Genomic DNA, 13,892 nt, shown 5'->3' with positions numbered 1-13,892 from the left:
ATGGATGATAAAAAGCTACAACAAAAGTCCATGTCTGAAATCTTACAGTTAATTGCCCCTGGCACACCAATACGTGAAGGAATCGATAATGTTTTACGTGCAAACACAGGTGGATTGATCGTTCTTGGATATAATGATCGAATAAAAGCGATTGTTGATGGTGGGTTTACAATTAATTGTATGTTCAGTCCTAGTTATTTGTATGAACTAGCTAAAATGGATGGTGCGATCATACTGAACGAATCAGGAAATAAAATATTAATTGCAAATGCTCAGCTTGCACCTGATCCGTCTATCTCTTCCTCTGAAACGGGTATGCGGCATAGAACCGCTGAAAGGGTAGCGAAGCAAACAAAGTCTCTAGTTATCGCTATTTCACAAAGACGTAATGTCATTACCTTATATCAAGGTAATTTCCGATACGCCTTAAAGGATATTAGCGTAATATTAACGAAAGCTAATCAAGCAATCCAAACGCTAGAAAAGTATAAGCTAGTTTTCAACCAAAGCATCGCGAATCTGTCGGTGCTGGAATTTGAAGAATTAGTCACGTACGGTGATTTATTACAAGTACTGCACAGGGTAGAGATGGTTTTTAGAATAAAAAAGGAGTTAATAACCTATTTAAATGAATTAGGAACAGAAGGTAGACTTGTTCGTTTACAGATGAAAGAATTGGTAACTGATATTGAAGAAGAGGCGATGCTCATTATTCGCGATTACGCATATGTAAATCAACAAAAACCTGTTGAAATGCTGCTGCGTTTTCAGGATTTAGTTAGTTCAGAGGTGTTAGATGATAACGTCATCATGAAGTTACTTGGTTTTAACAACTATATTCATCCAGATGATCATGTATGTCCTAGAGGATATCGAGTGTTGAATAAAATACCAAGACTCCCTATTTCCATTTTAGAAAATCTCATAAACCAGTTTAAAACTTTGCCCAATGTATTAAAGGCATCTGTTGATGATCTTGATGAGGTAGAGGGAATTGGCGAAGTAAGGGCTAGGAAAATTAAAGAAGGTTTAAAACTATTTAGAGAACAAACATTTGCAGATCGTCAATTGTAAAAACTATGAGGAGTTAAAAATAAATGTGTATAAAATTTTATCAATATAACGAAAACATGTCTAAAAGATTACATTCAAAAAATAATGCTGAATCTAACGTTTTAAACTTTAGAAATTGTTTATAATGAATAAAGGAGGTGAAGAAATGTTAAAACGTATTGTTCAAGCTTGCTTTATTATAATTGGTGGGACACTTGGGATATTTCTGTTACCCGAGCTTCTGAAACTATTGAATTTATCTCATCAAGTTGCTATTAATAATCCATATGTTACAGCTATTTTGGGCGCTATTATCTTTTATTTTATTTCTTTTTGGGCTGTAGATTATGTTGTTGGTTTTGTAAAATGGTTTGAGGATTCAATTGTTAATGCTCCGATTTCGGAAATAATATCTGGGAGTCTCGGTTTAATTTTCGGTCTTTTTGTCGCGTATTTAATCGGAATTCCTTTTAATCATATGGAAATTCCTATTTTAAATACAGTAATACCGATTCTATTAACATTAATTTTTGGTTATGTTGGTTTTCAGGTAGGTTTTAAAAAGCGGGAAGAACTTATGAGCATATTTACTATTACTACCCGTCAAAAAAAGAAAAATGCAATAGAAACAGAAGAGGAAATTAAGGAATCAAAATCATTGAAACTTTTAGATACAAGTGTCATTATAGATGGGAGAATTGCAGATATTTGTCAAACGGGGTTTTTAGATGGCATTATTGTTATTCCTCAGTTTGTATTAGAAGAGCTGCAGCATATCGCGGATTCATCCGATGCGCTTAAACGCAACAGAGGGCGCCGTGGCCTAGATATTTTAAAACGTATTCAAAAGGAGCTCCCAATCGAGGTTCAGATTTATGAGGGCGATTTTGAAGATATTCAAGAAGTGGATAGTAAGTTAATCAAACTTGCAAAGTTAACAAACGGAATCGTTGTTACGAATGATTTTAATCTTAACAAAGTTTGCGATCTTCAAGGTGTACAAGTTTTAAATATTAACGATTTAGCGAATGCAGTGAAGCCGGTTGTTCTTCCGGGTGAAGAGTTAAACGTTCAACTAATTAAAGACGGGAAAGAATATCATCAAGGAATCGCTTATTTGGATGATGGTACGATGATTGTAGTTGAAGAAGGAAGAAACTATATTGGTAAACGAATTGATGTTTTAGTTACTAGTGTATTGCAAACATCAGCGGGTAGAATGATATTCGCTAAGCCGAAGTTATTAGAGAAAGCATTATAATATTAGGAGTATACTATATGGATTATCAGGTGATTATTCCTGCGGCAGGGCAAGGAAAAAGAATGGGTGCTGGGAAGAATAAATTATTGTTAGAGTTACAAGAACAGCCGGTAATTCTTCACACACTAAATGTTTTTCTTCATGACCAAAACTGCAAAGGAATTATTTTAGTGATTCAACCTGATGATGAGCTGATGTTTAAAGAATTATTAAATCCTATGGAAGAGAAAATAAAAACCGTTTATGGCGGTACAGAGAGGCAGTTTAGTGTTTACAATGGACTGCAGGCAGTCAAAGATACAGAAATTGTACTTGTCCATGATGGTGCCAGACCTTTTATTAAATTAAGTATCATTCATCAATTAGTGAATGATGCGCATATGCATGGTGCTGCGATTGCTGCTGTGCCTGTAAAAGACACGATTAAGAAGGTCACGCAAAATCAAGTAATGGAGACAGTAGAGCGTTCAAGCTTGTGGCAGGTTCAAACTCCACAAGCTTTTCGCTTTTCGATTCTTTTTCACGCTCATCAACAGGCTCATCTAGAAAAATTTCTAGGAACGGACGAATCTTCCCTCGTGGAACGACTCGGTTATCCTGTCAATATTGTTACTGGAGATTATGATAATATTAAGTTAACAACTCCAGAGGATCTTTATTTTGCTGAAGCAATACTAAAGAAAAGGTCTGTTATGAAATAACAACTATAATTTAAAGAAAAAAACAGAATAAAAAGGAGAATACTTGAAGATGTTTCGAATAGGTCAAGGATATGATGTCCATCAATTAGTAGAAGGTAGGCCACTCATTATTGGAGGAGTACGGATACCTTATGAAAAGGGGTTATTAGGCCATTCTGACGCGGATGTATTGTTACACACGGTCGCTGATGCGAGCCTAGGTGCAATTGGTGAAGGCGATATTGGAAAGCATTTTCCGGATACAGACCCCCGCTTCAAGGACGCTGATTCAGCCGCTCTTTTAAAGCATGTATGGAAGTTAGTGAAACAAAAGGGTTATTGTTTGGGAAATATTGATTGTACGATTATTGCTCAGCAACCTAAAATGGCCCCTCATATAGAAGAAATTCGCCAAAAAATAGCTGAACTTTTAGAAGGGGAAATTGAGCAGGTCAATGTAAAAGCTACAACAACTGAAAAATTAGGGTTTACCGGCAGAGGGGAAGGGATTGCCGCAATGGCAGTCATTCTTTTGGAACGAAAGTAAACGGGAAATATTTCGTGATGATTTTAAATAAAGTTTATAGAGGCTCCTTTTAACTTATACGTGCTGGTGATAAAATAAACCAGTATATAAAAATATAGAAGTCTTGTTTAGGAGGAAAAATTCATGTCAGCCGATATACGTGTTCGATATGCACCAAGTCCAACTGGCCATTTACATATAGGAAATGCCCGAACTGCTCTTTTTAATTATTTATTTGCTCGCAGTCAAGGTGGGAAGTTTATTATCCGAATTGAGGATACCGACCAAAAGCGAAATATTGCAGGCGGGGAGGAAAGCCAACTAAAATATTTAAAATGGTTAGGGATTGATTGGGATGAGAGCATCGATAAAGAAGGAGAATATGCTCCATATCGTCAATCTGAACGTGGGGAGATTTATCAAAAGTATTACAATGATTTACTAAAAAGAGATTTAGCTTATAAATGTTACTGTACAGAAGAAGAATTAGAAGCTGAACGTGAAGAACAACTTGCTCGTGGGGAAACGCCAAAATACTCACGAAAATGTCGTCATCTCTCTAAAGAAGAACAAGAGCGGCTTGAAAATGAAGGCAGAAAGCCAAGCATTCGCTTTGCCGTTCCAGAAGGACATGTATATTCATTTAAGGATATGGTAAAAGACGAAGTATCATTTGAGGCAGAAGGTATTGGTGATTTCGTTATTATTAAAAAAGACGGAATTCCAACATATAACTTTGCAGTAGCTGTGGATGATCATTTAATGAAAATATCCCATGTGCTTCGTGGAGATGATCATATTTCTAATACTCCGAAACAATTAATGATCTATGAAGCATTTGGATGGGAACCACCAGTGTTTGGCCATATGACATTAATTGTTAACGAAAGTCGTAAAAAATTAAGTAAACGTGATGAGAGTATTATTCAATTTATTGAACAATATGAAGAACTTGGTTATTTGCCGGAAGCTTTATTCAATTTTATTGCTTTGTTGGGCTGGTCTCCACAAGGAGAAGAAGAATTATTTACAAAAGAAGAGTTTATCAAGATTTTTGATGCTGAACGGCTATCTAAATCTCCTGCTTTGTTTGACAAGCAAAAGCTCACATGGATGAATAACCAATATGTGAAAAAACTTGATTTAGATCGTGCTGTAGAAATTTCACTTCCACATCTTATTAAAGCTAAACTAGTAAGTGAGGACTTATCAGAACAAGAATATAATTGGGTCCGGCATTTAATTGCTCTATACCAAGATCAAATGAGTTATGGGGCTGAAATAGTCGAATTATCGAAGCTGTTTTTTACTGATTCAATTGAGTATGATGAGGAAGCGAAGGAAATTCTCGGTGAAGAACAAGTTCCCGAAGTACTCCAAGCCTTTTTAAATGAGGTTAATGGTTTAGAAGAATTTAAAGCTGAAGAAATCCAAAAGTCCATTAAAAGTGTTCAAAAATCGACTGGACATAAAGGGAAAAAACTATTTATGCCAATTAGAGTAGCTGTAACTGGGCAAGCTCATGGTCCGGATTTGCCGAAGGCGATAGAACTTTTAGGCAAGGAAAAAATTATTAAACGACTTGAAGCTGTTATTGGTTAACATTTTTTAAAAAATGTAATATAGTAAGATTAATAAATGGGTACCTAATGATAATGAAAATTATATAAATTAAAGTGTGGAAGAGGAGAAGTAAAAAAACGATTGCTTCAAAATGAAGTTCCTTTTTGTGAACTTCATGGAAAGAGAGAACCATCACCGGCTGAAAGTGGTTTAAGCCCCTCGTTTTTTTGAAATGCACCTCTGAATCTTTTTCCGAAAGACAAGGTTTAGTAGGATAAGGCGGTTACCTACCGTTAAAGGGGCTTAAGTTGGGATGTAATAAGTTCGTTTGACTTATTATATTCAAACAGAGTGGAACCGCGTAGAACACGTCTCTGTCTTTTCAGAGGCGTTTTTTCTATTTCCAAAAATATTGTGTTCCAATCGTTACACCGAAAAGGGGGGAGTTAGTATGTTTAAACGAATGAAGGAAGATATTGAAGTAGTATTCGAACAGGATCCGGCGGCTCGAAGCTATGTAGAAGTTATTCTTACTTACTCCGGGCTTCATGCAATATGGGCACATCGAGTGGCCCACAGTTTTTATAAAAAGAAATTATTTTTTATCGCTAGAGTTATTTCACAAGTAAGCCGCTTTTTTACGGGTATTGAGATACATCCAGGTGCTACAATCGGTCGCCGCTTTTTTATCGACCATGGAATGGGCGTCGTTATTGGTGAAACATGTGAAATTGGAGATAATGTAACTGTCTACCAAGGGGTGACATTAGGGGGAACAGGCAAAGAAAAAGGCAAACGTCATCCGACAATTAAGGATAATGCATTAATTGCTACCGGGGCTAAAGTTTTAGGATCGATAACAGTTGGGGAAAATTCTAAAATAGGTGCAGGATCAGTCGTTTTAAGAGATGTACCATCAAACTCAACAGTTGTTGGAATTCCTGGACGTGTCGTTATTCAAGATGGGGTAAAAATCAAAAAGGATTTGAATCACAGTGATTTACCGGATCCAGTAGCGGATCGATGTTCCGCTATTGAAGAAAAAATTCACTTATTAGAAGCAGAGATCGTTCGGTTAAAAACGGAAGGAGTCGAAAAAGAAAATGTCAATTCAACTTTATAATACATTAACTCGAAAAAAGGAACCGTTTATCCCGCTTGAAGAAGGAAAAGTAAAAATGTATGTTTGTGGTCCTACTGTTTATAATTACATTCATATCGGAAATGCCAGACCTGCCATTGTTTTTGATACGGTAAGAAGATATTTAGAGTATCGCGGATTTGATGTGAATTTTGTATCAAATTTTACAGATGTTGATGATAAGCTCATTAAAGCAGCTAAAGAGCTAGGTGAAGATGTGCCGACGATAGCTGACCGTTTTATCGATGCGTATTTTGAAGATGTTTCAGCTCTAGGGTGCCATACAGCTGACGTTCACCCGCGAGTAACGGAGAATATGGATATTATCATTGAATTTATTGAGACTCTAATTAGTAAAGGTCACGCATATGAATCCCATGGTGATGTTTATTATCGAACAAGAAGTTTCAATGAATACGGAAAGCTATCTCATCAATCCATTGATGATCTCAAATCTGGTGCTCGTATTGAGGTAGGAGAAAAGAAGGAAGACGCCTTAGATTTTGCACTTTGGAAAGCCGCGAAAGAAGGAGAAATCTATTGGGAGAGTCCTTGGGGAAAAGGGCGACCAGGCTGGCATATTGAATGCTCGGCGATGGCACGGAAATATTTAGGTGATACAATTGATATTCACGCAGGTGGGCAAGATTTGACTTTCCCTCACCATGAAAATGAAATTGCTCAATCGGAAGCTTTAACAGGAAAATTATTCTCTCGCTATTGGATGCATAATGGTTATATTAATATTGATAATGAGAAAATGTCTAAATCTCTAGGAAACTTTGTGTTAGTGCATGATATTATTAAACATTATGACCCGCAAGTACTTCGTTTCTTTATGCTAGCCGTACATTATCGCAATCCGATTAATTATAGCGAAGAACTACTGGAGAATGCCGGGAGCGGATTAGAACGGTTAAAAACCTCATATCAAAATATTAAACATCGTTTACAAAGCAGCAACAATCTGACGGAAAATGACCAACAATGGCTTGAAAAAATCAATCATTATCATAATGAATTTATAAATGAGATGGACGATGATTTTAATACAGCAAACGGAATTTCCGTTTTATTTGAGCTTTCTAAACAGGCGAACTACTATTTAAGAGAAAAAAACACATCAGAAAAAGTGCTACATGCATTTATGGATGAATTCAAAAGCTTATTTGAAGTATTAGGTTTAAAACTTGAATCGGATGAGCTGCTGGATGAAGATATTGAAGAATTAATTCAGAAACGAAATCAAGCAAGAAAAGATAGAGATTTTGCCTTAGCGGATGCAATCCGTGATCAATTAAAGGAAATGAATATTATCCTAGAGGATACCCCACAAGGAATTCGTTGGAGAAGAGGATAAGCAATGATAGAAATAGAGAAAAATGTTGATGTAATGCAGCTAAATAGTCTTGCTCTTGCTTATATGGGTGATGCGGTATACGAAGTTTATATACGGCATCACCTCCTCCATTTGGGAAAGACGAAGCCGCATCATCTTCACAAGGAAGCTACGAAATATGTTTCAGCTAAAGCACAAGCGAGTATATTAAAAACGTTTCACGAACAAAATGTTTTAACTGAAGAAGAACAAGTCATAGTAAAACGTGGAAGAAATGCGAAATCCGGATCAATTCCGAAGAATACGGATGTCCAAACATATAACCAAAGTACTGGATTCGAAGCTTTAATTGGACATTTATATTTAAAAAAGGATTTTGTGCGTTTAGAAAAAATTATTGCAATGGCTATTCAAACCGTAGAGAAATGATAAAACGGACTATAAAAAGAAGTCAGGAGGTTTCAAGAGATGGAACAAGATTATATTGCCGGAAAGAATCCCGTTATTGAAGCGCTAAAGTCCAGTCGTGATATTAACAAAATCTGGATTGCGGAAGGCTCAGCTAAAGGACAGATGCAGCAAATAATACAGTTGGCCAAGCAGTCAAGAGTATTGGTTCAATATGTCCCTAAACAGAAAATTGATCAAATGGTAAAAGAAAATCATCAAGGGGTAGTGGCCCTTGTAGCCGCTTATCAATATGCGGAATTAGACGACTTATTTAAACGAGCGGAACAAAAAAATGAAGATCCTTTCTTCTTAATTTTGGATGAATTAGAAGATCCGCATAACTTAGGATCAATATTGAGAACTGCTGATGCGGCCGGAGTACATGGTGTGATTATTCCAAAGCGCAGAGCGGTGGGACTTACGGCTACAGTAGCAAAAGCGTCAACAGGAGCAATTGAATATGTCCCTGTTGTAAGAGTTACTAATATAGCAAGAACAATTTCGGAACTAAAGGAACGGGGAGTATGGATTTTTGGTACGGATGCAAAAGGCAGTCAGGACTACCGTTCTATGGATGGGTCGATGCCTTTGGCAATTGTTATTGGGAGTGAAGGTAAAGGAATTAGTCGATTGATTAAAGAAAATTGTGATTTTCTCGTTCATTTACCAATGGTTGGTCATGTTACTTCTCTTAATGCCTCGGTAGCGGCAAGCTTATTAATATATGAGGTTTATCGAAAACGTCATCCTCAAGGTGAATAAAAATGGACATTTTGCTAGTGGATGGCTACAACATTATAGGTGCTTGGCCAGAACTTAGACAGTTAAAGAATGTGAATTTAAGTCATGCAAGAGACCGATTAATTGAAAGAATGGCTGAATACCAAGGATTCACAGGATATAGGGTCATTATTGTTTTTGATGCGCTTTATGTAAAAGGGCTGGAAAAACAATATCGACAACATAAAGTGGAAGTTATTTTTACAAAAGAAAATGAATCCGCTGATGAACGCATTGAAAAAATGGCCATTCAATTGAGCAATAGAAAAACACAAATTCATGTAGCTACTTCCGATTTCACGGAGCAATGGGCTATTTTCGGACAAGGGGCGCTAAGAATATCAGCCCGAGAGTTACTTAACGAAGTAAATTTAATTAATCAACAAATAGAAAGGAACGTACGGAATACACATCAGGATAAGCCTTTTTCTAGAATTGAGTTGAGTAAAGATGTTGCGGAAATGTTCGAAAAACTCCGTAGAGGAAAACAATGAGTATTGACGCTTGAAAATTCTGTAATGTATAATATTTCTATCTATTGCTTCCGAGCGGTCAGGGGGATTTGTGTGAACCTAAACATGAAGGTAATGCATAATGAAAATTATGTGATGATGGAAGATGAGCAATTGATAGAGTTGGTGCACAAAGGTGATAGTGATGCTTTAGATTATCTAATTCAAAAGTATCGTAATTTCGTCAGAGCTAAGGCACGTTCGTATTTTTTAATTGGTGCAGATAAAGAGGATATTGTCCAAGAGGGGATGATTGGTTTGTACAAGGCCATTCGTGATTATAAAGAGGACAAGCTTACCTCGTTTAAAGCGTTTGCAGAGTTATGTATAACCCGCCAAATAATAACTGCAATAAAAACTGCCACCCGTCAGAAGCATATTCCACTGAACTCGTATGTTTCTCTTGATAAACCTATATATGATGAGGAATCTGATCGGACCTTAATGGATGTAATATCAGGTGCAAAAATAATGAACCCAGAGGAACTAATTATTAATCGCGAAAAATATGGAAATATAGAAGAGAAAATTTCCGAATTATTAAGTGACTTGGAAAGAAAAGTATTGGCATTATATTTAGATGGCCAATCGTATCAGGAAATTTCCGAAGAATTAAATCGTCATGTTAAATCGATTGATAATGCACTACAACGAGTAAAGAGAAAGCTCGAACGTTATTTGGAAGTCAGAGAGTTTAGTTCATAATAAGCCTATTATTGACAAATTTAGATTTTGCATGTTACTTTTTAAACAGAAATAAGAATTAGTAGATTATTTTATAATAAATTATGTTAACGTAAGTAGTAGGTGTTTTTTATGCAGAGAAAAATAGTACTAGCATGCGCACAATGTGGTTCGAGAAATTACTCGACATTTCATAATAAACAATCAGATGCTGAGCGATTAGAAGTGAAAAAGTTTTGTAAACATTGCAATGCCCATCATATTCATCGTGAAACGAAGTAATATCGTTATTTACTAGAATTATTGAAGATTGAACTTATATACCGGAGGTTACAAACATGTCTATTGCGAAATTCTTTCGAAATATAGCATCAGAAATGAGAAAAGTTAGTTGGCCAAAAAAGAAAGAGCTTACTAGTTATACAATTACAGTAATATCTACAGTTGTTATACTTGCGGTATTCTTCATGGTCGTTGATTTAGGCATTTCATCATTAATTAAATGGATTTTAAAATAATATAAATAGATTTTTAAATCTTTGTATTGAATAACATCTATCTCTACATGGTATAATGGAAATAAATAAGTGCAATTTTTAGCCCGGTTAACGGGTTTTTTCAATTTTTAAAAAGATATCTAATTATTAATAAGCCGGGGAGGGACGGACGTTTAAGTCCTTATGAATGGAAAAGAATTGGTATGTTGTTCATACGTATTCTGGTTATGAAAACAAAGTAAAAGCAAACCTTGAAAAGCGAGTGGAATCAATGGCGATGCAAGATAAAATATTTCGGGTAGTTGTTCCGGAAGAAGAAGAAACGGAAATTAAAAATGGTAAGAAAAAAGTTACTAAGCGGAAAGTGTTTCCAGGTTATGTGTTAGTGGAAATTATTATGACGGACGATTCCTGGTATGTTGTTCGTAATACGCCTGGGGTAACAGGTTTCGTCGGATCTGCTGGATCAGGTTCAAAACCTACACCACTTCTTCCTGACGAAGTGAAGGTCATTTTAAAACATATGGGTATGGAAGAAAAACGAGTAGATGTGGACTTTGAAGTTGGTGAAACGGTAACAGTAAAAGAGGGCCCATTTGCTAACTTTACAGGGAAAATCGAAGAAATTGATCATGATAAAGGCAGAGCTAAAGTTATGGTTAGTATGTTCGGTAGAGAAACGCCTGTTGATCTTGTCTTTGCGCAAATTGATAAAATATAATTTGAAACAACTTGATATTTATCATTAAAAATGGTAACATTCTTTAGGTCAGTATGTTCTACTGAACAAAAATATATATTCTTTATTAAAATAAAGATTTTTCTAAATGAGTGGGAGGGAAATTTCCCTATTACCACATCACGGACTTTAAGGAGGTGTGTCTCGTGGCTAAAAAAGTAGTTAAAATTGTAAAATTACAAATTCCTGCTGGTAAAGCAAACCCAGCTCCACCGGTTGGTCCTGCACTTGGTCAAGCTGGTGTGAATATCATGGGATTCTGTAAGGAGTTTAATGCTCGTACAGCTGATCAAGCTGGATTAATTATCCCTGTTGAAATTACGGTGTTTGAAGACCGTTCATTTACATTTATCACAAAAACCCCACCTGCTGCAGTTTTACTTAAAAAAGCAGCCGGAATCGAAACAGGTTCTGGTGAGCCTAACCGTAAAAAGGTAGCAACTGTGAAGCGTGACAAAGTACGTGAAATCGCTGAAACTAAAATGCCTGACTTAAACGCAGCTAGCGTTGAATCAGCAATGCGTATGGTTGAAGGTACTGCACGTAGCATGGGTATCACTATCGAAGATTAATCCATGTAAAAAATGGTTTTTCGTCCGACGGGGTTGCGAGGCTAAAAAATATTTGCTCGCAACCTTTATTCGTGGGAGGTAAATCCGCTAAAACCACATTCGAGGAGGAAAATTAGAATGGCTAAAAAAGGTAAAAAGTACGTTGAAGCTTTAAAATTAGTAGATCGTACAAATGCTTATTCTGTGAACGAAGCAATTGAATTAGTAAAGAAAACAAACTTTGCAAAGTTTGACGCAACAGTTGAAGTTGCATTTCGTCTTGGAGTAGATCCTAAGAAAGCAGATCAACAAATTCGTGGTGCAGTTGTACTTCCTAACGGAACTGGTAAAACACAACGCGTATTAGTATTTGCTAAAGGTGAAAAAGCGAAAGAAGCTGAAGCTGCTGGAGCAGACTATGTAGGCGATAGCGATTATATCAATAAAATCAACCAAGGTTGGTTCGAATTTGATGTTATTGTTGCAACACCTGATATGATGGGTGAAGTTGGTAAACTTGGTCGTGTTCTTGGACCTAAAGGTTTAATGCCAAACCCTAAAACTGGCACAGTTACATTTGATGTGACTAAAGCTATTAATGAAATCAAAGCTGGTAAAGTTGAATACCGTGTTGACAAAGCTGGTAACGTTCATGTTCCAATTGGTAAAGTATCGTTTGATAACGACAAACTAGTTGAAAACTTTACAACAATTTTTGATACATTATTAAAAGCAAAACCAGCAGCTGCAAAAGGTACTTACATGAAGAACATTTCTGTTACTTCAACAATGGGACCTGGTGTAAAAGTTGATGCTTCATCTTTCACTGTAAAAAACTAAGTTGACATCACAAAAAACTTTTGCTATAATCAACGCTGTGTTAAAAATAAATACATTTGTACCGTAGACAGTAGGTGCTATTAATAGCTTAATTTCCTACCGAGGTAATGCGATATATATTATAGTTTAAAAGCTATATGCATTAAACCTCCATGTCTACTTAGAGATATGGAGGTTTTCATATTTCGGTATAAGTGGTCGTGATTTAAAACTTGCTTTTAAATCATCTAGTAATTTTCAGGAGGTGTAAAGATGAGCAGTGCAGTTGATCAAAAGAAACTAATTGTAGACGAGATTGCTGGTAAATTAAAATCAAGCGTCTCTACAGTAATTGTAGACTATCGTGGGTTAAATGTTGCCCAAGTAACTGAATTACGTAAACAACTTCGTGATGCGGGTATTGAGTTTAAAGTTTATAAAAATACTTTAACTCGCCGTGCTGTCGAAGCGGCTGGATTAACTGGTTTGGAAGATTCTCTAACAGGTCCTAACGCAATTGCGTTCAGTAATGAAGATGTAGTTGCGCCAGCAAAGATCTTAAATGAATTTGCAAAAAATAATGAAGCTCTAGAAATTAAAGCAGGTGTGATTGAAGGAAATACTGCATCAGTTGAAGAAATTAAAGCTCTTGCAGACCTACCATCTCGCGAAGGTTTACTTTCTATGTTGCTTAGCGTTCTTCAAGCGCCAATCCGCAATTTGGCTCTTGCTACAAAAGCTGTTGCAGATCAAAAAGAAGAACAAGGCGCATAAATATATTAATATTTTTGCGTAATGTCTTTTGAACTCAAAAAAGTAAAAATAAATAATTTGTGAAAAACTAGGAGGATATAATAATGACTAAAGAACAAATCATTGAAGCTGTCAAAGAAATGACAGTTCTTGAACTAAATGACCTTGTTAAAGCTATCGAAGAAGAATTTGGTGTAACTGCTGCTGCTCCAGTTGCAGTTGTAGGTGCTGCTGGTGGCGAAGCTGCTGCAGAAAAAACTGAATTTGATATAGTTCTAACTAGTGCGGGTGCACAAAAAATCAAAGTTATTAAAGTTGTTCGCGAAATCACAGGTCTTGGACTTAAAGAAGCGAAAGAAGTTGTTGACAACGCTCCAAAACCACTTAAAGAAGGCGTTGCTAAAGAAGAAGCTGAAGAAATCAAAGCTAAACTTGAAGAAGTTGGAGCTAGCGTTGAAGTTAAGTAATCATTGTGATGAAAAAAAGCTCGCTGTATAAAGCGGGCTTTTTTTGTCTATTTTTGTAATACACCATAGTTACAAAA

General features: G+C 36.1%; 18 protein-coding genes and 1 other annotated feature. All 18 genes read left to right on the top strand.

Annotation, left to right across the window (positions count from 1 at the left end; all coding sequences use genetic code 11):
* The 18 genes from disA (at nucleotide 1) to rplL (ending at nucleotide 13,815) form a co-directional block, all read left to right on the top strand.
* Nucleotides 1-1,074: a DNA integrity scanning diadenylate cyclase DisA gene (disA, locus tag MKY81_RS04165; protein ID WP_108072403.1), complete on the top strand. Its 1,074-nt coding sequence runs from the start codon at nucleotides 1-3 to the stop codon at nucleotides 1,072-1,074.
* Nucleotides 1,075-1,219: 145 nt separating this feature from the next.
* Complete coding sequence (locus MKY81_RS04160; RefSeq protein WP_108072405.1) at nucleotides 1,220-2,314, top strand: PIN/TRAM domain-containing protein; 1,095 nt, start codon at nucleotides 1,220-1,222, stop codon at nucleotides 2,312-2,314.
* A 17-nt stretch (nucleotides 2,315-2,331) separates the two neighbouring features.
* Nucleotides 2,332-3,015, top strand: coding sequence for a 2-C-methyl-D-erythritol 4-phosphate cytidylyltransferase (gene ispD / locus MKY81_RS04155; protein ID WP_108072407.1), 684 nt, complete (start codon nucleotides 2,332-2,334; stop codon nucleotides 3,013-3,015).
* A 49-nt stretch (nucleotides 3,016-3,064) separates the two neighbouring features.
* Complete coding sequence (gene ispF, locus MKY81_RS04150) at nucleotides 3,065-3,541, top strand: 2-C-methyl-D-erythritol 2,4-cyclodiphosphate synthase (protein WP_341116871.1); 477 nt, start codon at nucleotides 3,065-3,067, stop codon at nucleotides 3,539-3,541.
* A gap of 123 nt (nucleotides 3,542-3,664) precedes the next feature.
* Nucleotides 3,665-5,122, top strand: coding sequence for a glutamate--tRNA ligase (gltX, locus tag MKY81_RS04145; RefSeq protein ID WP_341116869.1), 1,458 nt, complete (start codon nucleotides 3,665-3,667; stop codon nucleotides 5,120-5,122).
* Between the two features lie 412 nt (nucleotides 5,123-5,534).
* Nucleotides 5,535-6,206 carry a serine O-acetyltransferase gene (gene cysE / locus MKY81_RS04140; RefSeq protein ID WP_066226629.1) on the top strand — a complete coding sequence of 224 codons (672 nt, stop codon included), beginning with the start codon at nucleotides 5,535-5,537 and terminating at the stop codon, nucleotides 6,204-6,206.
* Nucleotides 6,187-7,584, top strand: a complete 1,398-nt coding sequence (gene cysS / locus MKY81_RS04135) for a cysteine--tRNA ligase (protein ID WP_341116867.1) — start codon at nucleotides 6,187-6,189, stop codon at nucleotides 7,582-7,584. Before cysE ends, cysS begins: the two co-directional genes overlap by 20 nt.
* 3 nt (nucleotides 7,585-7,587) lie before the next feature.
* Nucleotides 7,588-7,992, top strand: coding sequence for a Mini-ribonuclease 3 (locus tag MKY81_RS04130; RefSeq protein ID WP_341116866.1), 405 nt, complete (start codon nucleotides 7,588-7,590; stop codon nucleotides 7,990-7,992).
* Between the two features lie 39 nt (nucleotides 7,993-8,031).
* Nucleotides 8,032-8,775 carry a 23S rRNA (guanosine(2251)-2'-O)-methyltransferase RlmB gene (gene rlmB / locus MKY81_RS04125; protein WP_066226636.1) on the top strand — a complete coding sequence of 248 codons (744 nt, stop codon included), beginning with the start codon at nucleotides 8,032-8,034 and terminating at the stop codon, nucleotides 8,773-8,775.
* A gap of 2 nt (nucleotides 8,776-8,777) precedes the next feature.
* Nucleotides 8,778-9,287, top strand: coding sequence for an NYN domain-containing protein (locus MKY81_RS04120; RefSeq protein ID WP_066226637.1), 510 nt, complete (start codon nucleotides 8,778-8,780; stop codon nucleotides 9,285-9,287).
* Nucleotides 9,288-9,290: 3 nt separating this feature from the next.
* A complete protein-coding gene (gene sigH / locus MKY81_RS04115) occupies nucleotides 9,291-10,010 on the top strand; it encodes an RNA polymerase sporulation sigma factor SigH (protein WP_213083705.1) in 720 nt (239 codons plus the stop codon).
* A 111-nt stretch (nucleotides 10,011-10,121) separates the two neighbouring features.
* Nucleotides 10,122-10,271 carry a 50S ribosomal protein L33 gene (rpmG, locus tag MKY81_RS04110; protein ID WP_084347384.1) on the top strand — a complete coding sequence of 50 codons (150 nt, stop codon included), beginning with the start codon at nucleotides 10,122-10,124 and terminating at the stop codon, nucleotides 10,269-10,271.
* Between the two features lie 56 nt (nucleotides 10,272-10,327).
* Nucleotides 10,328-10,507 carry a preprotein translocase subunit SecE gene (secE, locus tag MKY81_RS04105; protein WP_066226641.1) on the top strand — a complete coding sequence of 60 codons (180 nt, stop codon included), beginning with the start codon at nucleotides 10,328-10,330 and terminating at the stop codon, nucleotides 10,505-10,507.
* Between the two features lie 166 nt (nucleotides 10,508-10,673).
* Nucleotides 10,674-11,207 carry a transcription termination/antitermination protein NusG gene (gene nusG / locus MKY81_RS04100; protein WP_066226644.1) on the top strand — a complete coding sequence of 178 codons (534 nt, stop codon included), beginning with the start codon at nucleotides 10,674-10,676 and terminating at the stop codon, nucleotides 11,205-11,207.
* Nucleotides 11,208-11,371: 164 nt separating this feature from the next.
* On the top strand, nucleotides 11,372-11,797 hold the full coding sequence (gene rplK, locus MKY81_RS04095) for a 50S ribosomal protein L11 (RefSeq protein WP_107919879.1): 426 nt from the start codon (nucleotides 11,372-11,374) through the stop codon (nucleotides 11,795-11,797).
* Between the two features lie 117 nt (nucleotides 11,798-11,914).
* Nucleotides 11,915-12,616 carry a 50S ribosomal protein L1 gene (rplA, locus tag MKY81_RS04090; protein ID WP_066226648.1) on the top strand — a complete coding sequence of 234 codons (702 nt, stop codon included), beginning with the start codon at nucleotides 11,915-11,917 and terminating at the stop codon, nucleotides 12,614-12,616.
* 43 nt (nucleotides 12,617-12,659) lie between these two features.
* Nucleotides 12,660-12,806: a sequence feature (ribosomal protein L10 leader region), on the top strand.
* A gap of 62 nt (nucleotides 12,807-12,868) precedes the next feature.
* Nucleotides 12,869-13,369: a 50S ribosomal protein L10 gene (gene rplJ, locus MKY81_RS04085; protein WP_066226650.1), complete on the top strand. Its 501-nt coding sequence runs from the start codon at nucleotides 12,869-12,871 to the stop codon at nucleotides 13,367-13,369.
* Nucleotides 13,370-13,449: 80 nt separating this feature from the next.
* Nucleotides 13,450-13,815 (top strand): 50S ribosomal protein L7/L12, encoded by a 366-nt coding sequence (rplL, locus tag MKY81_RS04080; RefSeq protein WP_244913498.1) that lies wholly within the window; start codon nucleotides 13,450-13,452, stop codon nucleotides 13,813-13,815.
* Nucleotides 13,816-13,892 lie beyond the last annotated feature (77 nt).

Source organism: Heyndrickxia sp. FSL W8-0423 (genome assembly GCF_038009395.1).
Lineage (GTDB): Bacteria > Bacillota > Bacilli > Bacillales > Bacillaceae_C > Heyndrickxia > Heyndrickxia sporothermodurans.
The sequence above is the reverse complement of the archived record's forward strand: the minus strand, read 5'-3'. Positions and strand labels throughout refer to the sequence as shown.

What these genes read in the sequence shown, in the direction of transcription:
- disA (WP_108072403.1), top strand. Translation starts at nt 1, where the DNA reads ATGGATGATAAAAAGCTACAACAAAAGTCCATGTCTGAAATCTTACAG.
- MKY81_RS04130 (WP_341116866.1), top strand. Translation starts at nt 7,588, where the DNA reads ATGATAGAAATAGAGAAAAATGTTGATGTAATGCAGCTAAATAGTCTT.
- cysE (WP_066226629.1), top strand. Translation starts at nt 5,535, where the DNA reads ATGTTTAAACGAATGAAGGAAGATATTGAAGTAGTATTCGAACAGGAT.
- nusG (WP_066226644.1), top strand. Translation starts at nt 10,674, where the DNA reads ATGGAAAAGAATTGGTATGTTGTTCATACGTATTCTGGTTATGAAAAC.
- cysS (WP_341116867.1), top strand. Translation starts at nt 6,187, where the DNA reads ATGTCAATTCAACTTTATAATACATTAACTCGAAAAAAGGAACCGTTT.
- secE (WP_066226641.1), top strand. Translation starts at nt 10,328, where the DNA reads ATGTCTATTGCGAAATTCTTTCGAAATATAGCATCAGAAATGAGAAAA.
- ispF (WP_341116871.1), top strand. Translation starts at nt 3,065, where the DNA reads ATGTTTCGAATAGGTCAAGGATATGATGTCCATCAATTAGTAGAAGGT.
- MKY81_RS04160 (WP_108072405.1), top strand. Translation starts at nt 1,220, where the DNA reads ATGTTAAAACGTATTGTTCAAGCTTGCTTTATTATAATTGGTGGGACA.
- rlmB (WP_066226636.1), top strand. Translation starts at nt 8,032, where the DNA reads ATGGAACAAGATTATATTGCCGGAAAGAATCCCGTTATTGAAGCGCTA.
- rpmG (WP_084347384.1), top strand. Translation starts at nt 10,122, where the DNA reads ATGCAGAGAAAAATAGTACTAGCATGCGCACAATGTGGTTCGAGAAAT.
- rplJ (WP_066226650.1), top strand. Translation starts at nt 12,869, where the DNA reads ATGAGCAGTGCAGTTGATCAAAAGAAACTAATTGTAGACGAGATTGCT.
- MKY81_RS04120 (WP_066226637.1), top strand. Translation starts at nt 8,778, where the DNA reads ATGGACATTTTGCTAGTGGATGGCTACAACATTATAGGTGCTTGGCCA.
- ispD (WP_108072407.1), top strand. Translation starts at nt 2,332, where the DNA reads ATGGATTATCAGGTGATTATTCCTGCGGCAGGGCAAGGAAAAAGAATG.
- rplA (WP_066226648.1), top strand. Translation starts at nt 11,915, where the DNA reads ATGGCTAAAAAAGGTAAAAAGTACGTTGAAGCTTTAAAATTAGTAGAT.
- gltX (WP_341116869.1), top strand. Translation starts at nt 3,665, where the DNA reads ATGTCAGCCGATATACGTGTTCGATATGCACCAAGTCCAACTGGCCAT.